Raw genomic sequence first — 22,521 nt, 5'->3', positions numbered from 1 at the left:
TTCCAATATGGTAAAATAATATTGGATGTGAAATGGAAGGGAGAGATGGTATGCTAATCTCTAAAAAAGAAATAGAAGTCCGTTATGCTGAAACAGATCAAATGGGTGTCGTTTACCATGCGAACTATATCATTTGGCTAGAACTTGGACGCACTCAGATTGTGGAGGATTTAGGGTTCAGATATGCGGATATGGAGAAGGATGGGATTGTATCACCGGTAATGGATGTACAAATCTCTTATAAAAAGCCTATGACATATGGAGATACCGCGACAGTACATACATGGATTGAAAAATACAATGGCGTTAAAACTGTCTATGGATATGAAATCTATAACCAGCATAACGATTTGATTGTAACAGCAAACTCCACACATGCATGCGTCAAGAAAGACTCCTTTAGGCCTATCTCCTTAAAGAGGGAGTATCCCGATTGGCACCAAGCATATGATGAAAATAAGAAACAGGCAAAATAAGCAAAAAAGCTTGTCCAGGGTAAAAAGGGGACAAGCTTTTTTGCTTATTTCACTGTATAAGTCGGTTCGTCTTTTTCAGTGCTGAAATCAACGTATAGGTCCTTGTTGTCAAAATACCATAAATCACTTTCGTCAATAAAATAAAGCATCCCGTTCTTTTCTACAGATACGACGGCATTTTCCGGCTGTTCCGGAGATATACCTAATGAAAAGGCTGCTTGGATGGTGCTTTCGCCGCCATAACGGGCGAAGAAACGGACACTATCCCCTTTTTCTAAATCCAGTTCTTCCTGATACCATTGTGCAGCTTGGTCTGTTATATATATTTTCATGAAAATTCTCCTTTCACATCCTTATGCTTCCAATGTAATTATAAAGGAAAAGAGGAAGAGAAAGAAAGCGTGAAACATTCAAAGTCGATAAATATTTCTATGAATATTTAGGGTTTAACATGATAATCTCCTTTTTCGCATGTAAAGGAAGTATAGAGAAGGGGGAACTCTAATGGAGCCTTTTTTATATTTGCGGAAAGTGAAACAGATTGGTTTTGATATATGTAACAGATAGTAGAAATATATTGAATGAAAGGCAAATTCATATAGTCTCCCCGAAAAAAAGGGCCGAATCCAACCCGTATGGATAGCGGCCCTTTAACTATGTATGTTACATGAACGTGATTTTCGGTTCGGTTCCTTCTTTTATCCGCTTTATATTCGTACGATGTTTGTAGATGATAAAAACAGCTATCACTGCCATAATGATGATCAGCGGGATATCCCAAACAACCAATGAGCAAATAAGTGCAACTACTGCACAAATCATGCTGGATAAGCTCACATATTTCGAAAGATAGAGTGCGATGAAAAAGGTGACTAACAAAATTAAAAAGATCAGCGGCGCATACCCAAGGACTACCCCGGCGGAAGTAGCGACAGCCTTTCCTCCCCGGAAACCGGCGAAGATGGGATACATGTGGCCGAGTACAGCGACCATTCCCGGAATTAGCGGATGGATATCGACATTTAGCAGGTAAGGTAGCAGTGCAGCCAATGTCCCTTTCAGAATATCCATGATTGTCACGGTGAACCCTGCTTTTTTGCCGAGTGTACGGAACGTATTTGTCCCTCCAAGGTTGCCGCTCCCATGCTGGCGTATATCCTTTCCATAGAATATCTTACCGATCCATAAGCCTGACGGCACGCTGCCAAGCAAATATGCTAATAGTAATACGAGAAAAATAACCATTGTATAATACCCTTTCTTAATAACAAAATCCTGTTATCATTTTACCATGATTCAAGAAAAAAACCATGCAATATTGGTAAATCTACGTAAAAGATTGTTTGTGTGAAGGTGGCATATATGCTATTAATTATGATGGAACTTTATAGAATAATTGAATAGTTTTAAGGAGAGGAACCAGTAATGAGACATTTATTATCATCCATTCAGTGGCTGGCGTTCATGTTTTCAAGTTCCATTATAGCCCCAATTGCAGTTGCCGGGCTATTTGGTCTTGATGCAGCCGACACCGCTGGTTTTATCCAGCGAGCCGTATTCGTAATGGGAGTAGCCGGTTTGCTGCAAATACTCTTTGGGCATAAATTGCCGATTAATGAGGGGCCGGCTGGATTGTGGTGGGGTGTATTCGCCCTGTATGCCGGACTGTCAACGACATTATTCTCTTCTCATACGGAAACGCTGCAGGCGCTGCAGGGCGCTTTGCTGGCAAGCGGCATTTTATTTATTGTATTGAGTGTGTTTGGACTCATCCAAAAACTGAGTATATTGTTTACGCCAACAGTTACAGGTGTTTATTTGTTGCTGTTAGTCCTTCAATTAAGTAAATCGTTTTTGAATGGAATGCTTGGCATAACGGATATGCATCCGTTGATTAATATGAAATCCGCCATTTTAAGCTTGCTTGTCATTGTAATCACTTTCTGGTTTACACGCAATAAAATCCATTTTATTAAACAGTACGCGATCCTACTGGCTTTGGCTTTGGGATGGATCATTTTTGCCGCCTGTAAGTTGTCCCCGCAGTTTGACTTTAAGGGAAGCCAAGTTTTTTCACTTCCTGAACTATTTGTATTTGGCAAGCCAGCCTTTAATTCAGGAATGATCATGACTGCTCTTTTCGTGACTTTTCTTTTGCTTGCGAATATGATTGCTAGTATAAGGATTACAGAAAGCATCCTAAAAAAAATGAATCTGGATACAGAGCCATACAGCATCAATAAATCAGGTGCAATGAGCGGGATCGCACAGCTGCTGGGCGGGGCATTCAGTACAATGGGGCCAGTGCCTCTTTCGGGAGCGGGGGGATTTATCCAAGCTACAGGCATCTCTTCCAAACGGCCATTTATCATTGCCTCGCTGGCAGTTATTGCGATCAGCTTTTTTCCGCCGGTCATGTCATTTTTCGCTGCTATGCCGCCCGCTGTCGGCTATTCTGTCAGCTTCGTTATTTTTGCAGGCATGCTGAGTGTCGCGTTAAGTGAATTTAAGGATGCCAACGACTCTACTCGGACAGTGATTGGTGTTTCTTTGCTGAGCGGTGCCGGGGTAATGTTCCTGCCGACAGAGGCCTTTGAAGGCTTGCACCCAGTGCTTACTTCATTGCTTTCGAACGGTTTGATTTTAGGCACAATCATTTGCATTGCTGGAGAACAAATGTTGACAAAGTGGTTCGTAAGATCTCGCTAGCTGTAAAAGCCATTCTTAGGGGTTGCTGCTTCCAAGCGGCATGGGATGTATAAAGACAATACTCGCTTCTTTCATGCGATAAACTAAATAAGGGATAAAGGGGAATGGAATATGAACATCGAAAATCCAAGCAGACAGGAAATCGGGGACATACTTAAACAATCCAAACGAATCGCTGTTGTAGGCTTATCCGACAATCCTGACCGGACAAGCAATATGGTTTCAAAGGCAATGATGAATTGCGGTTATGAAATTATTCCGGTCAATCCTACAATCAAAGAAGCTTTAGGAATAAAGGCAGTTCCTTCATTGCGGGCTATTGAAGGCCATGTGGATATTGTGAATGTATTCAGAAGACCAGCGGTATTGCCTGAATTGGCAAGAGAGTTCGATGAGATTGATGCAGATGTTTTTTGGACCCAACTAGAGGTCATTGACGAAGAAGCATATATATTTTTAAAGGAGAAAGGCTATACTGTCATAATGAATCGCTGTATCAAGGTGGAGCATGCATTGACAAAGTAAGGGGAAAAGGAGCGGATTAGCTCCTTTTTTCTAATCGTTTTCCTTTTTCGAACAGATGTATAGCCTTTATTGCAACCATTATCCATATGTTTTCACAATAAGTAATACTCTGTGAATAATAGAAAACAATATTTGCGAAATTGAATTTTCAAGTTACAATAGGTCATAAAGCGCATCAAGTGCAATAAACTGCCGGGAACATTCGTTCTGTTTGTGGTATAATAGAATTTATTACATAATTAGTTTTACTTTCAAGCAAGTATAGAGTACATTAAGATTTGCTTGTGGAAGGAGAAATAAGAGTGGCAACAAACCGTACTAAGAATATTGAATATAACGATGATGCCATCCAGGTGCTGGAAGGGCTGGAAGCCGTCCGGAAACGGCCTGGAATGTATATTGGCAGCACAGATACAAGAGGGTTGCACCATCTTGTTTATGAAATTGTAGATAATTCCGTGGATGAGGCATTGGCCGGCTATGGAAACCATATAATTGTGAGATTGCACAAGGACAATAGTGTCAGCGTAACCGATAAAGGCCGCGGGATGCCTACCGGCATGCACAAAATGGGCAAACCAACACCTGAAGTAATTTTGACTATCCTACATGCCGGAGGGAAATTCGGACAAGGCGGCTATAAAACAAGCGGTGGGCTCCATGGTGTAGGTGCTTCTGTTGTCAATGCACTTTCCGAATGGCTGACAGTCACTATTAAGAGAGATGGCTTTATTTATGAACAGCGATTTGCCAATGGAGGGAAGCCGCAAACTACTTTGGAGAAAAAAGGGAGCACTAACGGGACCGGGACAACCATACACTTCAAACCGGATCCTGCCATTTTTTCTACATTGATATATAACTTTGAAACGTTATCCGAGAGATTGAGGGAATCTGCATTCCTCATGAAAGGGATGAAGATAGAATTAATCGATGACCGCAATAATAATCGGGAAATGTTCCATTATGAAGAAGGATTAAAAGCTTTTGTCGAGTATTTAAATGAAGAGCGCGATTCTTTGCATGACGTAATCAGCATCGAAGGCGAACAGAACGGCATAGAAATTGAATTCGCTTTCCAATTCAATGATGGATATTCCGAAAATATGTTAAGCTTCGTCAATAATGTCCGCACGAAAGACGGCGGTACCCATGAGGTAGGGGCAAAGACAGCGATGACGAGAGTATTCAATGAATTCGCCCGTAAAAATGGACTATTAAAGGAAAAAGATAAAAATCTCGAGGGAAGCGATATCCGTGAAGGATTGGCGGCAGTCATTTCAGTCCGTATCCCTGAGGAATTACTTCAGTTCGAGGGACAAACGAAGAGTAAATTGGGCACAAGCGCTGCACGGTCCTCTGTTGATGGAGTGATTTCTGAGCACCTTGCCTATTTCCTCCATGAAAATCCAGACACGGCTACCCTGTTGATCAAAAAATCAATTAAGGCATTTCAAGCGAGAGAAGCGGCGAGAAAGGCGCGTGAGGAAGCACGGACTGGGAAGAAACGCAAAAAAGGGGAAACCACCCTATCAGGCAAACTGACCCCCGCACAATCTCGAAACCCTAAGAAAAATGAGCTATATCTGGTCGAAGGAGACTCTGCTGGCGGTTCAGCCAAGCAAGGCCGCGATAGACGCTTCCAGGCAATCCTGCCCTTAAGGGGAAAGGTAATCAACACTGAAAAAGCGAAGCTTGCCGATATTTTCAAAAATGAAGAGATCAATACGATCATTCATGCGATCGGCGGCGGAGTTGGACCTGATTTCAACATCGAAGACATCAACTATGACAAAGTGGTCATCATGACGGATGCCGATACGGATGGTGCCCATATCCAAGTATTGCTGTTGACATTCTTCTACCGTTACATGAAGCCCTTGATAGAGAATGGCAATATATTCATAGCCCTTCCTCCTCTTTATAAGGTAAGCAAAGGCCTTGGAAAAAAAGCCAGGGTTGAATACGCATGGAATGACGAAGAATTGGAGTCTGTACAGCAGAAGGTAGGAAAGGGATATATCCTGCAGCGATACAAAGGTCTTGGCGAAATGAACGCAGACCAGTTATGGGATACTACCATGAATCCTGAATCGCGGACATTAATAAGGGTTCGCATTGATGATGCTGCAAGAGCGGAACGAAGAGTAACCACTTTGATGGGCGATAAAGTAGAGCCTCGGAGAAAATGGATAGAAACGCATGTGGCATTTGGATTAGAGGATGAAAATAATATACTTGATAATGAAAATATGATTATTTCAGAGGAAGGGGTGTAACGTATGTCATCAGTAGAGCAATTTCGCGACCTGCCTCTTGAAGAAGTAATTGGAGATCGGTTTGGCAGATACAGTAAATACATCATTCAGGACCGTGCGTTACCCGATGCGCGTGATGGTTTGAAGCCGGTGCAGCGTAGAATCCTATTTGCCATGCATACGGAAGGGAATACAAGTGATAAAAACTTCAGGAAATCGGCCAAAACGGTAGGGAATGTCATCGGTAATTACCATCCACATGGCGATTCATCCGTTTATGAAGCCATGGTCAGAATGAGCCAGGATTGGAAGCTTCGGAAAGTCCTTGTTGAAATGCATGGAAATAACGGAAGCATGGACGGAGATCCTGCGGCAGCCATGCGTTATACAGAGGCGAGATTGTCTGCTATAGCAAGTGAATTGTTGCGCGATATTGAAAAGAAAACAGTAGATTTTATCCCAAACTTCGATGATACGGCCGAAGAACCGACTGTGCTTCCAGCCATGTTTCCGGCTTTATTGGTCAATGGTTCAACAGGCATATCGGCTGGTTATGCGACTGAAATCCCTCCACACCAATTTGGAGAGGTCATTGATGCAGCTTTAATGCGGATCGACCATCCAGATTGCACAGTCGATGATCTGATGACAGTCATTAAAGGCCCTGATTTCCCAACCGGAGGCATCATACAGGGTGTAGAAGGCATAAAGAAAGCCTACGAGACAGGCAAAGGGAAAATTATTGTACGTGGGAAAGCAGAGATAGAAACGGTTCGCGGCGGAAAGCAGCAAATTGTCATCACTGAAATTCCTTATGAGGTCAATAAAGCAAACCTGGTCAAGAAAATGGATGAACTGCGAATTGATCGAAAAGTTGAAGGGATCGCCGAGGTACGCGATGAATCCGACCGTCTAGGCTTACGGATCGTGGTTGATTTGAAGAAGGAGAGCGATGCCGAGGGTGTCCTGAATTTCTTATACAAGAATACGGACCTTCAGGTTCCTTATAACTTCAATATGGTGGCCATCCATAAGAAAAGACCAATGCTGATGGGCATTAAGGGGATGCTTGATGCATACATCGATCACCGGAAGGACGTAATCACGAAGCGGTCAACTTTTGAATTGAAGAAAGCACAGGAACGCGAGCATATTGTAGAAGGCCTGATGAAAGCTCTTTCCATTTTGGATGAAGTGATTGCGACCATCCGTTCTTCACAGGATAAAAGAGATGCAAAACGCAATATTTCCGGTAAATTCGATTTTTCGGAAGCTCAAGCGGAAGCGATCGTTTCCTTGCAGCTATACCGTTTAACGAATACGGACATCACAGCGCTACAAGCGGAAGCGCAGGAATTAGCTGAGAAAATCGCTGAATTAACGGCTATCCTTGAAAGCGAAAAGAAATTGATTTCTGTCATCAAAAAAGAGTTGAAATTGGTGAAAAGACAATATAATGATGTTCGTTTAACGAAGATTGAAGACAAAATCGAAGAAATTAAAATTAACCTGGAAGTTCTTGTGGCGAGTGAGGATGTGATTGTTACTGTCACAAAAGAAGGTTATGTCAAAAGAACCTCCCCGCGTTCCTTTGCGGCGTCTGGGGGCCAGGATTTTGGCATGAAGGAAAGTGACCTTCTGATTTATCAGGAAGAAGTTAACACAACAGATAATCTTTTGTTGTTCACAAATAAAGGGAATTACATATTCTGTCCGGTCCACCAGCTGCCTGACATCCGCTGGAAGGATATCGGCCAGCATATTGCCAGCCTTGTACCGACCGATCGGGATGAAAACGTAATAAAAGCAATGACTATAAAGGATTTCGATGTGCCGCATTATGTATTGTTCCTGACAAAGAATGGTTTGGTCAAACGTTCTGAGCTTGCATTATATAAAGCAAACCGCTATTCGAAACCATTGGTGGCCATCAATTTAAAAGGCGATGACGAATTAATGTTCGTGGATATTACCGATGGCACACAACAATTATTCATTGCGACAAAACTAGGGCTTGGGCTATGGTTCGATGAAAGTGAAGTAAATGTTTTGGGCGTACGGGCATCAGGTGTAAAAGGCATTAATCTGAAGGATGGAGATGAAGTCGTCCACGCTGGAATCGTAAGTAATGAAAAAACGGAAATGGTCGTTTTAGCTACACAGCGGGGCGCTATGAAAAAAATGAAGCTGAAAGAATTTGAGAAAACATCCAGGGCTAAACGTGGTGTTGTCATGCTCCGTGAATTAAAGAATAATCCGCACCGTGTTGCGGGAGCGGCAATTGCCACTGATCAGGACCAGATGTTATTAATGACCGAAAAAGGGATTCTTGAAGAGGTAGAGGTATCCAGCCTTTCTACATCTGACCGTTATTCAAACGGATCCTTCATAATTGACACTGCTGAACATGGTGAAATTGTTCAAATGTGGAAGCAGAGAAAAATGGAAGAAGAACAATCATAAGATGAAACGATGTGAAAGCCGTTCAGGCCTCTGGGATATCCAGAGCCGAACGGCTTTTTGGTTTTATTTTACATTATTTCAATAAAACAATCAAAAGGGACATAGATAGGAAATATTGTTAAATAAATCTGTTATTGGTTTTTATAGATAAAGCTTGATAGTTATGACAAATTAATGATAGATTATAATTGTGGGTATATTATTATCTTGGGATAGTAATGGGTCAAATCTTTAGTAATGGAGGATACGATTTGTTAGGATTATTGACAGAATTGAACGATATTATTTGGACGTACATATTGATAGCTGTATTGCTCGCTCTTGGGTTGTTTTTCACAATTAAAACGAAGTTTGTGCAGTTTGGCTATCTTGGTGAAATGTTTAAGCTAATGACCGATAAAGCAACGGTCACTACAGAAGGCAGAAGGGGGATCTCATCCTTTCAAGCTTTTTGTATCAGTACAGCTTCACGTGTAGGTACAGGAAACCTTGCAGGTGTGGCAACCGCAATTACATTTGGGGGGCCTGGCGCCATTTTTTGGATGTGGATCATTGCATTCCTTGGAGGTGCCTCCAGTTTTATTGAAAGTACATTAGCTCAAGTATATAAAGTGAAAGATCGTGACGGATATAGGGGCGGCCCTGCTTACTATATGGAAAAGGGATTGAAAAACCGAAAGCTGGGCATCGTTTTTGCGGTCATCATTACATTTTGCTTCGGCCTAGTTTTTAACTCTGTTCAAAGCAATACGATTTCGATGGCAATCAATGATTCATTCGGGGTGAATACAAAGACGATCGGGATTGTGCTGGCCCTATTGACAGCTTTAGTGGTTTTTGGCGGCATCAAGAGAATCGCGCATGTTGTGCAAGTAATTGTACCTGTAATGGCGTTACTTTACCTTGTATTGGCACTATTTGTTGTTGTGATGAACGTAACAGAGATTCCTACTGTGTTTAAATTGATCATCGAAAATGCATTCGGTGTTGAACAAGCTGTCGGAGGCGGCTTCGGTGCAGCGATTTTGTACGGAGTCAAACGAGGATTATTCTCTAATGAAGCAGGGATGGGAAGTGCGCCGAATGCTGCTGCTTCCGCTTCAGTTACACATCCTGTCAAGCAGGGCTTGATCCAAACATTGGGTGTTTTCACCGATACAATTCTTATCTGCAGTGCAACTGCCTTTATCATTTTATTGTCAGGAACATATACGAGCGGCGCGGAAGGCATCAACCTGACTCAAATGGCGTTGACTGAGCATATCGGTCCTTGGGCAAGTATATTCATCGCTGTTGCAATCTTCTTGTTCGGTTTTAGTTCCATTATTGGCAACTACTATTATGGGGAAACAAATATCGAATTTATCAGGGATAATAAGATCGCTTTGAATATATACCGAGTTTTAGTCCTTTGTATGGTATTATGGGGAAGTGTTGCTCAATTGGCTGTAGTATGGACGTTGGCAGATGTATTTATGGGCATTATGGCCTTAATTAACCTAGTTGCTATTGCGTTATTGTACAAGGTGGCTTTGAGAGCTCTTCAAGATTACCGCGAACAGCGAAAGCAGGGGAAAGACCCGGTTTTCAACCGTGATGTCCTTGAGGATTCTTCCGGTGTAGACTATTGGCAGGGTGAAATAAAGAAAAATAAGTAAATGTATATATAACCATATAAAAACGGAAAAAGCCTGTTGGTTGATTCAGTGCTGTATGCTATCGGCACTGAATGAGCAGGCTTTTTTTTATAGTGGAAACAATCTGATTTCAATATTGACACTGCGCCAGCAACCCGCTAAACTAAATCAATCGGTGTATCCGCTCCTTTTAGATTCGGGAAGCGGAAAATCTATGCACATACATAAGTAACCAACATGATTGGTCTATGAGGAGTGATTTTTTGGAACAACAATTGGAAAAAGAAACACAACATATAAGGCCGATGCCTATTTCCATCGCCTTGATGATCAGTGCATTTATTGGACTTTTCAGTGAAACGGCCTTAAATATGGCTTTTACGAATATTATGAGCGATTTCCATATTGAACCGTCGACTGTTCAATGGCTGACGACAGGCTATCTGCTTGTGCTTGGAATACTTGTGCCTGTATCGGCGCTATTGCTGCAATGGTATACGACTAGGCAGCTTTTTTTGGCTTCATTGGCCTTCTCGGTCATCGGAATGCTTGTAGGAGGTTTATCGGGCAATTTTGAAATGCTCATGTTTGCACGTGTAATCCAAGCAATCGGGACTGGATTATTGCTTCCATTAATGACAAATGTCATTCTCATTATTTTTCCTCCGCATAAACGAGGTTCCGCAATGGGCATGATGGGACTTGTCATTATGTTTGCACCAGCGCTCGGCCCTACTTTGTCAGGCCTTATTGTCGATTCGTTAGGCTGGCAGGCTATCTTTTGGATTTGTTTGCCTCTGCTCTTATTTGCAATGGTTTTTGGATACATCTATATGCAAAATGTTTCTGTCATAACAAAGCCGAAAATTGATATACTATCAATCATTCTTTCAACAATCGGATTTGGCGGTATTGTTTTCGGATTCAGCAATGCCGGCGAGGGAGCCGGGGCTTGGGGGCATCCGAACGTCATCGTTCCGCTGGTTATCGGTGTCATTGGACTGATTCTTTTTTCAATCAGACAATTAAAAATGGGGCAGCCAATGCTGAATCTCCGTGTATTCAAGTTTTCCATGTTTACAATGGGTGTACTGATGGTATTCATCGGCATGATGCTGATCCTTTCAGCCTCAATCCTTTTGCCGATGTACCTAAAAGGAGGATTACTGCTTCCAGCCTTTACAGCAGGACTTGTCTTATTGCCAGGCGGTATCATCAATGGGTTCATGTCCCCTGTCACAGGCCGTTTGTTTGACCGCTTTGGACCGAAATACTTGGTAATCCCTGGATTTGTGATTACCACCATAATGACATTCTTATTCTCCCGTGTCACGGCAGATACAACCGAGTTCTATGTGATAATCCTTCATAGCTGCCTGTTTATCGGCGTGGCAATGCTCATGATGCCTGCCCAAACAAATGGACTGAATGAATTGCCGAGGGAGCTGTATCCGGATGGATCAGCCGTTATGAATACATTGCAGCAGATTGCTGGAGCAATCGGAACGGCAATCGCAATCAGCATCATGGCGGCTGGGCAGAACAGCTTTATGAACAGTGCTGCTAATCCTGCCAATCCTTCTCTTATACCTGAAGCCCTGACAGCAGGTGTACAAAATGCCTTTTTGTTTGCTTTTGCAGCCAGTGTAATAGGATTAGTGCTTGCCTTTTTCATTAAACGAATTGATGTATAAAACGTTTTAAACATTCGTTTTGATGAACTGTCCCCCTTTGTTGGCTTATGTGTCCAACCGAGGGGGTTTTATTTTGCCAGTGGATAGGGACTTTTCAATCTATCTTATTTTGATATAATTTAAAGTGGGATTAATAGAGTTTGTAACGGTACATGTCAGATAAAGCAAAAACAGAATGGTTATTCCGTTTTTCTTTATAGAAAGGAATTATATAAATGAAATGTCTTTCAATTGATTTAGATGGAACATTATTGAATTCAAAGCACGAAATTACGGAAGAGAGCAGTAAGGCCATAAAGGAATTGCAGGATCAAGGCTATCAGCTCATTCTGAACACGGGCAGGGCTTATAGGGATGTCATCAAATATGATGCAGTCAAAGGATTGGATATCCCCATTTTTTGTATAAATGGCTCTGTCCTCTATGATGAAGAAGGCGAAATTCTGTATGAAGCATCATTGCCGATAGATGTGTATAAAGAATTATTGCAGGAGCTCAGCCAATTGGGGGTTAGAGTTCTTGTCTACACCAACCACGGTGGATTTCCCTCAACGCTGCCGCCATTGCATAATATGGATGAAGGTGAATTGGATGAGCTATTCAACGCCTTTAATTATGATGATATATTGGAACAGGATTCCCTCACAATCTACAAATTGATAGCGTTAGTCCGATACGAGCAAGTGGAACTGATCGATGAGGTTAAAAAAGCCCTGGCGGGGAATGAACATATATCCATGGCTTCCTCTTTCCCGAATAATGTGGAAATAACATCAAATGAAGCACAAAAAGGGAAAGCAATTATGCGTTATCAACAAATGACCGGGAAACAATTTACAGAGATATACGCATTTGGCGATGGAGGCAATGATTTGGCCCAGTTTGAAGTGGCTACCAAATCAGTGGCGATGGGGAACGCCCCTTTGAGCATCCAGGAAAAAGCAGATATAATAACGAAAACGAATGATGAGGATGGTTTTGTTTATTCAGTCAGACATTTACTATCATTAATCTGAGAAAGATAATTGCCAGTTAAGCATGGTTCAAAAAGGACCATGCTTATTTTTGTGGAAAAAAACACAGATTGAGCGTATTCATATTTTTTCCATTTGTGGGCATCTTATTAAGGAATTAGCCGATAAGTTCAATCCAAATAGAAGGGTGATATGTATGAAAAAAATAATTGTCCTCGCCATGCTTTTCGGAATGCTGGGAACGTATCCATACCTGGCTGCCCAGGCAAAAACAACGGGTGTTGAAGAAATGAATATGTATGCAGATGTAACGGGTAATGCAGTTAAAGACCATATAATTTTACGCGGTTCGCCGTTAAAAAAATCCGATTCCACCTATAAAAAAATGAGCCTGAAGATCCTATATGGAAAGAAAACATTTCAAGTGCCGATCGGCGAGGGAAAAGCACCCAGACTACTCGTTGAGGATATAACCAATGACGGCATAAAAGATGTCATTATGACAATGAAATCTTTAGACCAACCGGAAAGCTATGAGGGAAATGTCTTTTCATTTAAAAAAGGCAAATGGATACAAGTGGAATTGCCGGAGCCGGTGATGACAGAAGCCTATTTTAAAAATCAATATGCAGCAGAAATAGTGGCCGGCAAACAACTGTTTAAGATTGATTTGAACCGTAAAAAGGAAGAATATGAACGGTTGGGCATTTACCGAAAAGGACTGCTTAATGAGCCGATGGAATTGTTGGTAGGAGGCATATCGATGCTTAAACCTGTGTACGGTACTTATGGCACTGGTTTCATGGCGACACAGAAGGTCAGCGGAATCAGTGAAGGTGATCCAGTGGGTGAATTGAATGCACTTTGGGTCCTTAAAAATGGCAAATGGAAGCTGCAGCGGCTTGATTTTTCCGATGGGATGAATAGAGGATAGTTTTTTGAATTGAAAGAAACCGGATGAGGAGTTCATCCGGTTTTTGCTTGGACAAGCGGTGAAACCGTTGATTCGGGAACAATTAACCATGGAATTTTTTCCGGTTCAAGGGATAAAACCGCGATTTTCCTTCGAAAAAGCAAGTATAAACGAGAGAGCTAGTTCTCTATATTGCAAAAGGGATACGTTATGAGGCTATTGCTCCAAATGATAGGATCGATCCATTTTTCAGAGAATGTGCGGGATTGGCATAATGCAGTTGGATTCTTTACCGGCTGTGTTCTTGTTTGACAAAAAGAAAATGACTCTGCTACACTTTTAAATATGGAAATGTAAGTGCTTACATTTAGAAAGGGGTGAAATGAATAGCACAATTAAAGGATCGAATCATCGAAACGTCTTTGAAATTGTTCGAGCAGCATGGCTTTCACGGTGTATCTGTGCATCAGATTGTGGAAAGCTCCGGAACAAGCAAAGGGGGATTCTATCACCATTTTCAATCGAAGGATGAGCTCCTGTATGTCATCCACGATTATTTTATTTCATATGTTCTCCGTAAAGCGGAGGAAGCCACATCGAAGAATCATACTCCCACCGTAAAACTACTGCAGATCATTCAGTCATTTGTCAAAGTATTTGACCTCTATAAACCTCATATTTCTGTGTTTTATCAGGAAAACTTATATTTAAAACCACCATACGAACAGCAAATCAAAGAAAAGCGGAATAAATACCGTTCCATTCTCGATGGAGTCATCCAAGAAGGAATCGAGAATGGGGAATTCAGGCCGGAACTTCCCGTTGGCATTACCGGGATGGCGGTTCTCGGCATGGTCAATTGGACATATAAATGGTATAAGAGCAGCGGCTCACATACCATTGATGAAATCGGCGCCATATATAGCGATATTATCTTTCAATCTATCTGGACAGATGAAGCCAAACGTAATCCGGCCTATTTGCCCTATCAGCTTAAGAACATCCATCATATCGGTTTGGATACCTGCGTTTGTTCTCAACAGACCGATTAGTCGGTCTGCCAATACAGGAGGTAAGCAAATGGATTTTTCATTAAGCAAAGAACAGAAAATGATTCAGGAAATGGTTAGGGATTTCGCACAAAAAGAAATAAAGCCTTTGGCGATTGAGCTGGATAGGGAGGCCCGTTTTTCACAGCCTTTATTCAAACGGATGGGCGAATTGGGCTTGCTGGGCATCCCTTTTCCTGAACAATACGGAGGAGCCGGCGGCGATACCATCTCTTATGCGATTGCTGTAGAAGAAATCGGCAAGGTATGCGGAGGTACCGGATTAAGCTATGCAGCCGCTGTTTCATTGGGGGCAAGTCCCATTTATTATTTCGGGACAGAAGAGCAAAAACAAACGTATCTTGTTCCTTTAGCAAGCGGAGAAGGGATAGCAGCCTTCGGCCTAACGGAACCGAATGCCGGGTCGGATGCAGGAGGAACGAAGACAACGGCAGTCCTTGACGGCGATGAATATGTCATTAATGGAGAGAAATGCTGGATTACAAACGGTACGTACGCAAAGACCGTTACTGTGACAGCTGTGACAGGAAAGGATGAGAGAGGGAAAAATATCATCTCGGCATTGATCGTACCACAAGGGACGCCTGGTATGACCATTACGGCACCCTATGAAAAAATGGGTGTCCGCGCCTCGGATACGACACAGATTGTACTGGAGGATGTCCGGGTCCCTAAGGAAAATATACTTGGCGACAGCCAAAAAGGCTTCAAGCAATTTCTTTATACACTGGACGGAGGAAGAATCTCCATTGCCGCGCTTGCTGTCGGACTTGCCCAGGGCGCATTTGAAAAGGCTCTGCAATACAGCAAGGAACGCAAACAGTTCGGACAACCGATCTCTTCATTTCAGGCGATCCAGTTCAAATTGGCGGATATGGCCATGGAAATTGAATTGGCGAGAAATATGGTGTATAAAGCCGCTTGGTTGAAGGACCAAGGAAAGCCGTTTACAAAAGAAAGCGCCTATGCCAAGCTTTTTGCCACCGAGATGGCGTTCCGCACATGTAATCAGGCAATCCAGATCCATGGTGGATACGGCTATATGCGCGAGTATGAAGTGGAACGGTTCCTCCGTGATGCTAAATTATTGGAAATCGGGGAAGGGACCTCAGAAATCCAGCGTTTGGTTATTTCCCGTCAATTAGGCTGCAAATAATGACCCAGCATGTCTTGAACAGTAATGGCAAAAATAGAGTAATAATCGAAAGGTTAGGTGGGATGGCATGGCAGAAATCATGCATGTTACGATCGGTCAATTACTTCAAGATGTAGCTGAGAAGCAACCTGATGTGGAAGCGATGGTCTATCATGACAGGGATTTGCGGTATACCTATAAGATGTTTAACGAAGAGTGCAAGAAAGCTGCAAAGGGTTTTATGAAAATGGGTGTGAAAAAAGGAGATTCACTCGCTGTTTGGGCCACTAATACACCGGAATGGCTGATCACTCAATTTGCCACCGGAAAAATGGGTGCAGTGCTTGTGACTGTCAATACGAACTACCAGGCTCGAGAACTGGAATTTTTACTGAAGCAAAGCGACAGTACCACCCTTATTTTGATAGATTCCTATAAAGCCCATTCATATATTGATACATTGTATGGAATTGTGCCGGAATTGAAGGAAAGCAAGCCCGGACAACTGTCAGCTGAGCAGCTGCCTAACTTGAAAAATGTCATCGTTCTTTCGGATAAACGCTATCCTGGCACCTATTCATGGGATGACGTGCTTTTGATGGGGGAGCAGGTCAGCGATGCTGAATTGAATGAAGCTATGGCAATGCTTAAACCCGAGGATGTCATTAACATGCAGTATACCTCCGGTACGACAGGCTTTCCGAAAGGTGTAATGCTTACCCACTCCAATATAGTGAATAATGGAAAGAATATTGGTGAATGCATGAAACTGACGAATCAAGACAGGATGTGTATTCCAGTTCCTTTTTTCCATTGCTTTGGCTGTGTGCTCGGTACGATGGCATGTGTCACTTCAGGTGCGACAATGGTGCCTGTCCAGGAATTCGATCCCGATCTCGTGCTGCAAACGGTCCAAGCTGAAAAATGCACGGCTCTTCACGGGGTGCCGACGATGTTCATTACAGAACTGAATCTGCCAAACTTCGATTCATTTAATCTCTCCACCTTACGAACAGGCATCATGGCAGGCAGCAATTGCCCGATCGAGGTGATGAAGGCAGTGGTCGAAAAAATGGGGGCAGCCGAAATTACAATTGCGTACGGGCAGACGGAAAGTTCGCCAGTCATCACTCAGACGAGGACGGATGATCCCATTGAATTGCGTGTTTCATCCGTGGGTAAGGCTCTTCCGAATGTGGAAGTTAAAATTGTCGAGCCGGGAACTAACAGGATCCTGCCTGCAGGCCAGCAAGGGGAGCTGTGCACAAGAGGCTATCATGTAATGGCTGGCTACTACAAAAATGAAGAAGCGACCCGGCAAGTGATCGATGAAGAACGCTGGCTTCATACCGGCGACTTAGCGGTCATGGATGAGAACGGATATGTCAAAATAACCAGCCGTCTTAAAGATATGATTATTCGCGGCGGAGAAAATATTTATCCAAGGGAGATTGAAGAATTCCTTTATACTCATCCAGCCGTTCTGGATGTCCAGGTAGTAGGGATACCGGACAGCAAATACGGCGAGGAAGTAATGGCCTGGATTATACCTAAAGAAGGAATTCCTGTGGATGCGGAACAAATCAGAGACTTCTGCACAGGACAAATTTCTTATCATAAAATCCCTAAATATATCGAATTCACGAAGCAATATCCGATGACAGCTTCTGGGAAAATCCAAAAGTTCAAGTTACGGGAACTAGCGCAAAGCCTCATTCAATCATAAGTAATGGAGGGAACAAAATGTTCAAGAAAATACTGATTGCCAATAGGGGAGAAATTGCATCGAGGATCATCAGGACATGCAAAAAGATGGGAATCACTGCTGTTGCTGTTTATTCCGAGGCAGATACGGGCGCGCCGTTTGTCCAGGAAGCAGACGAAGCCTATTGCATTGGAGGCCCACGGCCGCAGGACAGCTATAACAATGGAGATGCCCTCATAGCAGCAGCGAAGGAGGCAGGCTGTGAAGCGATCCATCCCGGGTATGGGTTTTTGAGCGAAAACCCTGAATTTGCCGAGAAATGTCAATTGGAGGGCATCCTGTTTATCGGCCCTAATCCTGAAGTGATCCGTATGATGGGAAAGAAAATTGAATCTAGGCATGCGATGGAAGCCGCCGGCCTGCCGGTTGTACCCGGCATTTCGTTTGCCCTGAAAGATGTGGATGACGCTATTGAACAGGCTAAAGCCATTGGTTATCCAATTATGCTGAAAGCTTCTGCCGGCGGCGGGGGTATTGGCATGGGGGCTGTGCATTCAGAAGAGGAACTGATGAAATCGTTTCATGGCCAGCAAAAAAGGGCACAGACCTTTTTCAATAATGGCGACATGTTCATGGAGAAGTTGATTGAACAGCCACGCCATATTGAAATCCAAGTGCTGTTCGATTCTTTTGGGAATGGCGTTTATATTGGCGAACGGGAATGCTCGATACAAAGAAGGAACCAAAAGGTAATTGAAGAAGCTCCATCTCCAATCGTTACGGAAGAGCTCAGAAAGAAAATGGGCGAGGCGGCAGTGAAAGCGGCCAAATCAATCGGCTATGCCAATGCCGGTACATTTGAATTCATGATGGACAATAACGGTGATTATTATTTCTTAGAAATGAATACAAGGTTGCAGGTGGAGCATCCAGTTACAGAAGGTGTATCTGGATTGGATTTAGTCGAGCAGCAAATTAGGATCGCAAACGGGGAAGAGCTGCCATTCTCACAAGAAGATATTACATTGTCGGGCCATAGTATCGAAGCACGAATTTATGCCGAAGATCCGGTTACTTTTTTTCCGTCTCCGGGTACCATTACACGCTTTTCTGTCCCTGATGGAGAAGGAGTGCGGAATGATGTTGGCGTGAAAAGCGGCTATACAGTCACACCCTTTTATGATGGAATGATCGCCAAGCTGGTTGTGACAGGAGAAAATCGGAATCAATGCATTCAACGGATGGAACAGGCACTTAATCAGTATCATGTAGAAGGAGTTAAAACGAATATTAGTATGGTCCAAGAGATAATCGGGCATGGGGAGTTTCGGGGAGGGAATACCCATACTGGATTTGTGGACACCTATTATACAAATAAAGAGAGGGGCACAGTGAAATGAATGAAGCAAAAGCAAGCATGGCAGGAAGTGTATGGAAGATAGCGGTCAAAGAAGGGGAATCGGTTAAAGAGGGACAGGACCTTATCATCCTGGAATCGATGAAAATGGAAATACCCATTGTGGCCGAACAGGATGGAACAGTCCGTAAACTAAATGTCCAAGAAAATGATTTTGTGAATGAAGGCGACGTACTGGTCGTCCTGGAATAGACAATCAAATAATCCATAGATTAGCGGCCCGACCGTTAAAGCCGGGTAGGAATTCTGTATCCTAGTACAAACGGGGGGAAGGAAACGATGGGAAAAACCCATATTACAATCAAGGAAGTTGGGCCAAGGGACGGTTTACAGAATGAAAAAGAAATCATTTCCACTGAGCAAAAAATACAATGGATCAATCAACTGTCTGGAACAGGGATGAATTACATTGAAATTACTTCATTTGTGCCAAGAAATTGGATTCCACAATTAAGCGATGCTGTAGAAGTCGCTAAAGGAATCAGCCGCAAGAAAGGGATCACATATGCGGCCTTAGTTCCTAACATGAAAGGATTGGCCAATGCATTGGATGCCGAAATCGATGAAGTGAATGTTTTTATGTCAGCGAGTGAAACGCATAATCTAAAAAACATCAATAAAACGATTGAGCAGACGCTTCCTGTCATGAAGGAAGTGGCTGCTGAAGCTCTCAAAGCCGGAAAAAGTGTAAGAGGATACGTATCGACCGTTTTCGGCTGTCCTTATGAAGGGACAGTTGATATACATAGAATCTTGGCGATCTGTGACCAATTATTCAACTATGGCATCGGGGAAATTTCACTTGGAGATACAATCGGGGTAGCGAATCCGCAGCAAGTGGAGCAAGTGCTGGAACAGGTAGGAAAGGAATTCGACATACATAAGGTGGCCATGCATTTTCATGATACGCAAGGTATGGCGATGGCGAATATCCTACGCTCACTAGACATGGGCATCTCTACCTTTGATGCCTCTGTTGGAGGATTGGGAGGCTGTCCGTATGCGCCTGGCGCCTCCGGTAATGTTGCCACCGATGATGTAATCCACATGCTGCACCAAATGGGCTATACAACAGGCATTGATGAAGGAAATCTTCAACAGGCTGCTTTATTTATCCAAAACAGAATCAGAAAACCATTGCGCAGCCATCAAATGGCCATAGCGAACAGTAGCAAGCATTGATTATGAAATAGAAGGAGTGTTGTCAGATGAATGAATGCCTCTTAGTAGAAAAGGATGAGAAGGGAATAGTGATTCTGACTTTAAATCGCCCCAGCTCGGCGAATGCGCTAAACACCTTATTGCTTCAAACCCTTAGTGAGACATTGGACCGCTTAAGGCATGAACCGGACGTTCGTGCCGTTATCCTTACATCCGCAGGCAACCGCATCTTTTGTGCAGGAGCCGATTTGAAGGAAAGGAAAGGGATGGACCAGAACACAGTCAGTAAAACAGTCGCATTGATCGGAGAAACGGTCCAAAGGGTAGAAGCAATTCCGTTTCCAGTCATTGCCGCAATGAACGGATCGGCTTTTGGGGGAGGATTGGAGCTTGCGCTAGCCTGCGACATGCGTATCGCTTCAGAGCAGGGCCAGTATGGGTTAACGGAAACGTCTCTTGCCATTATACCTGGAGCGGGCGGGACGCAACGGCTTCCGAGGATTATCGGTACTGCAAGGGCTAAAGAATTAATTTTTACTGCTCGGCGTTTAGGCGCGTTGGAAGGGTACAGTATCGGTTTATTCAATAAAACTGTACCAGTAGAGGCTGTATTTGAAGAAGCATACCGTTTGGCAGAAATGATTGCGGCTAACGGACCAATCGCCATCCAACAGGCCAAAAAGGCGATAGATACGGGGCTCCAAGCAGATTTGCAGTCTGGCCTGAAAATTGAAAATATCTGCTACAGTGCAACCATCCCAACAAGTGACCGGGTGGAAGGATTGGCGGCTTTTGCAGAAAAGAGGAAACCCAACTATAAGGGAGAGTGACGGAATAATGAAACCAGTAGCGACCAAGGACCTTTCCTACCAAGAGAGAGTAGAAAGCATTAAAAAGGGCGGTAAAGAAAAATACCATGAAAAAAATAAAGAAAAAGGCAAATTGTTTGTACGTGAACGTCTGCAGCAATTATTCGACGAAGGCTTGGACATAGAGGACCAATTCTTTGCAAACTGTGACCGTGAAGAATTTCCTGCTGATGGGGTTGTGACGGGAATCGGTACTATACATGGCAGAAAGGTTTGTATCATGGCGAACGATTCAACCATCAAAGCAGGCTCTTGGGGAGCGCGGACTGTTGAAAAGATTATCCGTATCCAAGAAACAGCCTTGAAGTTGAATATCCCGATGCTGTATCTAGTGGATTCAGCTGGGGCACGGATTACGGATCAGGTAGAGATGTTCCCGGGAAGAAGAGGGGCAGGGCGTATTTTTTACAATCAAGTCCAATTATCCGGCAGAGTTCCGCAAATATGCCTCCTATTCGGACCTTCTGCAGCCGGTGGAGCCTATATACCGGCATTTTGCGATATTGTCGTGATGGTGGATGGCAATGCTTCCATGTATCTCGGCTCTCCAAGAATGGCTGAAATGGTCATCGGAGAAAAAGTGACGGAAGAAGAGATGGGCGGTGCCAAAATGCATTGCTCTGTTTCCGGATGTGGGGATGTATTGGTGAAGAGCGAGGAAGAAGCCCTTTTATTCGCAAGGGACTACCTTCGCTATTTTCCTCAAAACTATAAGGAAATGCCTGAACATGTACCTGGCAAAGCAGCCAAGGAATCCATATCGATCGAAAGCATTATTCCTGCCAATCAAAACGCGCCTTTCAATATGTACGATTTCATAGATGGATTGATTGATGAAGGCAGTTTCATAGAAATAAAGAAACTGTTTGCTGCAGAATTAATCACTGGATTGGCAAGAATGGAAGGCAAGCCGGTGGGGATCTTAGCCAATCAGCCAAAAGTGAAAGGCGGAGTACTTTTCCATGATAGTGCCGATAAGGCAGCAAAATTCATCCAGCTTTGTGACGCCTTCCATATTCCGTTGCTGTTCTTGGCTGACATTCCTGGATTTATGATAGGAACCAAGGTAGAGCAAGCAGGCATTATCCGCCACGGGGCCAAAATGATTTCAGCCATGAGTGAAGCGACGGTGCCAAAGATTTCGGTTATTGTTCGTAAAGCATATGGAGCAGGGCTTTATGCGATGGCTGGTCCGGCCTTTGAACCTGATTGCTGCATCGCACTGCCTTCGGCCTCGATTGCGGTGATGGGGCCGGAAGCGGCAGTGAATGCTGTATATGCCAACAAAATTCAGGCATTGCCTGAGGAAGAAAGGAAAGCATTCATTGAAGAGAAAAGAGAAGAATATCGCCAGGATATCAACATCTATCATCTTGCTTCGGAAATGATTGTCGATGCTATTGTGGAGCCGGAACATTTAAGAGGCGAATTAATTGATCGATTTTCCGCATACTCAAGCAAGCAGCTTGTTTTTACTGAACGTAAGCATGGAGTCAATCCAGTATAAAAGACATT

The 22,521-nt window shown here is 43.3% G+C and carries 19 protein-coding genes; 17 read left to right on the top strand and 2 right to left on the bottom strand.

From position 1 onward, the window contains the following. The first annotated feature begins 50 nt into the window (after nt 1-50). The gene (locus ABC357_RS10410) at nt 51-476 is read left to right on the top strand and encodes an acyl-CoA thioesterase (protein ID WP_412887438.1); all 426 of its coding nucleotides are present in this window, start codon (nt 51-53) and stop codon (nt 474-476) included. A 44-nt stretch (nt 477-520) separates the two neighbouring features. On the opposite strand, the gene ABC357_RS10405 is transcribed toward ABC357_RS10410, so the two are convergent. Both ABC357_RS10405 and plsY read right to left on the bottom strand, forming a co-directional pair. After that, nucleotides 521-808, bottom strand: coding sequence for a HesB/YadR/YfhF family protein (locus ABC357_RS10405; protein WP_412887437.1), 288 nt, complete (start codon nt 806-808; stop codon nt 521-523). A gap of 331 nt (nt 809-1,139) precedes the next feature. Next, complete coding sequence (gene plsY / locus ABC357_RS10400) at nt 1,140-1,721, bottom strand: glycerol-3-phosphate 1-O-acyltransferase PlsY (protein ID WP_412887436.1); 582 nt, start codon at nt 1,719-1,721, stop codon at nt 1,140-1,142. Between the two features lie 180 nt (nt 1,722-1,901). Between plsY and ABC357_RS10395 the strand changes: the two genes are divergently transcribed. From ABC357_RS10395 to ABC357_RS10320, 16 genes are all read left to right on the top strand, one after another. Continuing rightward, complete coding sequence (locus ABC357_RS10395; protein ID WP_412887435.1) at nt 1,902-3,185, top strand: purine/pyrimidine permease; 1,284 nt, start codon at nt 1,902-1,904, stop codon at nt 3,183-3,185. Between the two features lie 111 nt (nt 3,186-3,296). Beyond that, nucleotides 3,297-3,710 (top strand): CoA-binding protein, encoded by a 414-nt coding sequence (locus ABC357_RS10390; RefSeq protein ID WP_412887434.1) that lies wholly within the window; start codon nt 3,297-3,299, stop codon nt 3,708-3,710. A gap of 326 nt (nt 3,711-4,036) precedes the next feature. After that, nucleotides 4,037-5,989 carry a DNA topoisomerase IV subunit B gene (gene parE, locus ABC357_RS10385; protein WP_412888633.1) on the top strand — a complete coding sequence of 651 codons (1,953 nt, stop codon included), beginning with the start codon at nt 4,037-4,039 and terminating at the stop codon, nt 5,987-5,989. A gap of 3 nt (nt 5,990-5,992) precedes the next feature. Next, entirely contained in the window at nt 5,993-8,431 is a 2,439-nt protein-coding gene (gene parC, locus ABC357_RS10380) for a DNA topoisomerase IV subunit A (protein WP_412887433.1), read from the top strand. A gap of 218 nt (nt 8,432-8,649) precedes the next feature. Continuing rightward, nucleotides 8,650-10,089, top strand: coding sequence for an alanine/glycine:cation symporter family protein (locus tag ABC357_RS10375; RefSeq protein WP_412887432.1), 1,440 nt, complete (start codon nt 8,650-8,652; stop codon nt 10,087-10,089). A gap of 227 nt (nt 10,090-10,316) precedes the next feature. Further along, nucleotides 10,317-11,762: a DHA2 family efflux MFS transporter permease subunit gene (locus tag ABC357_RS10370; protein ID WP_412887431.1), complete on the top strand. Its 1,446-nt coding sequence runs from the start codon at nt 10,317-10,319 to the stop codon at nt 11,760-11,762. A gap of 215 nt (nt 11,763-11,977) precedes the next feature. Next, a complete protein-coding gene (locus ABC357_RS10365) occupies nt 11,978-12,778 on the top strand; it encodes an HAD family hydrolase (protein WP_412887430.1) in 801 nt (266 codons plus the stop codon). A gap of 154 nt (nt 12,779-12,932) precedes the next feature. Continuing rightward, a complete protein-coding gene (locus ABC357_RS10360) occupies nt 12,933-13,670 on the top strand; it encodes a hypothetical protein (RefSeq protein ID WP_412887429.1) in 738 nt (245 codons plus the stop codon). Nucleotides 13,671-14,035: 365 nt separating this feature from the next. Continuing rightward, a complete protein-coding gene (locus ABC357_RS10355; protein WP_412888632.1) occupies nt 14,036-14,701 on the top strand; it encodes a TetR/AcrR family transcriptional regulator in 666 nt (221 codons plus the stop codon). A 28-nt stretch (nt 14,702-14,729) separates the two neighbouring features. Further along, nucleotides 14,730-15,875, top strand: a complete 1,146-nt coding sequence (locus ABC357_RS10350; RefSeq protein WP_412887428.1) for an acyl-CoA dehydrogenase — start codon at nt 14,730-14,732, stop codon at nt 15,873-15,875. A gap of 67 nt (nt 15,876-15,942) precedes the next feature. Next, nucleotides 15,943-17,580 (top strand): AMP-binding protein, encoded by a 1,638-nt coding sequence (locus tag ABC357_RS10345; protein ID WP_412887427.1) that lies wholly within the window; start codon nt 15,943-15,945, stop codon nt 17,578-17,580. Between the two features lie 17 nt (nt 17,581-17,597). Next, the gene (locus tag ABC357_RS10340) at nt 17,598-18,959 is read left to right on the top strand and encodes an acetyl-CoA carboxylase biotin carboxylase subunit (RefSeq protein ID WP_412887426.1); all 1,362 of its coding nucleotides are present in this window, start codon (nt 17,598-17,600) and stop codon (nt 18,957-18,959) included. Then, a complete protein-coding gene (locus ABC357_RS10335) occupies nt 18,956-19,168 on the top strand; it encodes an acetyl-CoA carboxylase biotin carboxyl carrier protein subunit (protein ID WP_412887425.1) in 213 nt (70 codons plus the stop codon). Before ABC357_RS10340 ends, ABC357_RS10335 begins: the two co-directional genes overlap by 4 nt. 87 nt (nt 19,169-19,255) lie before the next feature. After that, a complete protein-coding gene (locus tag ABC357_RS10330; protein WP_412887424.1) occupies nt 19,256-20,158 on the top strand; it encodes a hydroxymethylglutaryl-CoA lyase in 903 nt (300 codons plus the stop codon). 26 nt (nt 20,159-20,184) lie between these two features. Then, nucleotides 20,185-20,967 carry an enoyl-CoA hydratase gene (locus tag ABC357_RS10325; protein WP_412887423.1) on the top strand — a complete coding sequence of 261 codons (783 nt, stop codon included), beginning with the start codon at nt 20,185-20,187 and terminating at the stop codon, nt 20,965-20,967. A 7-nt stretch (nt 20,968-20,974) separates the two neighbouring features. Then, a complete protein-coding gene (locus ABC357_RS10320) occupies nt 20,975-22,513 on the top strand; it encodes an acyl-CoA carboxylase subunit beta (RefSeq protein ID WP_412887422.1) in 1,539 nt (512 codons plus the stop codon). The last annotated feature ends 8 nt before the right edge of the window (nt 22,514-22,521 follow it).

The sequence above is a fragment of the Bacillus kalamii genome (assembly GCF_047238185.1).
Lineage (GTDB): Bacteria > Bacillota > Bacilli > Bacillales > DSM-1321 > Bacillus_AD.
The sequence above is the reverse complement of the archived record's forward strand: the minus strand, read 5'-3'. Positions and strand labels throughout refer to the sequence as shown.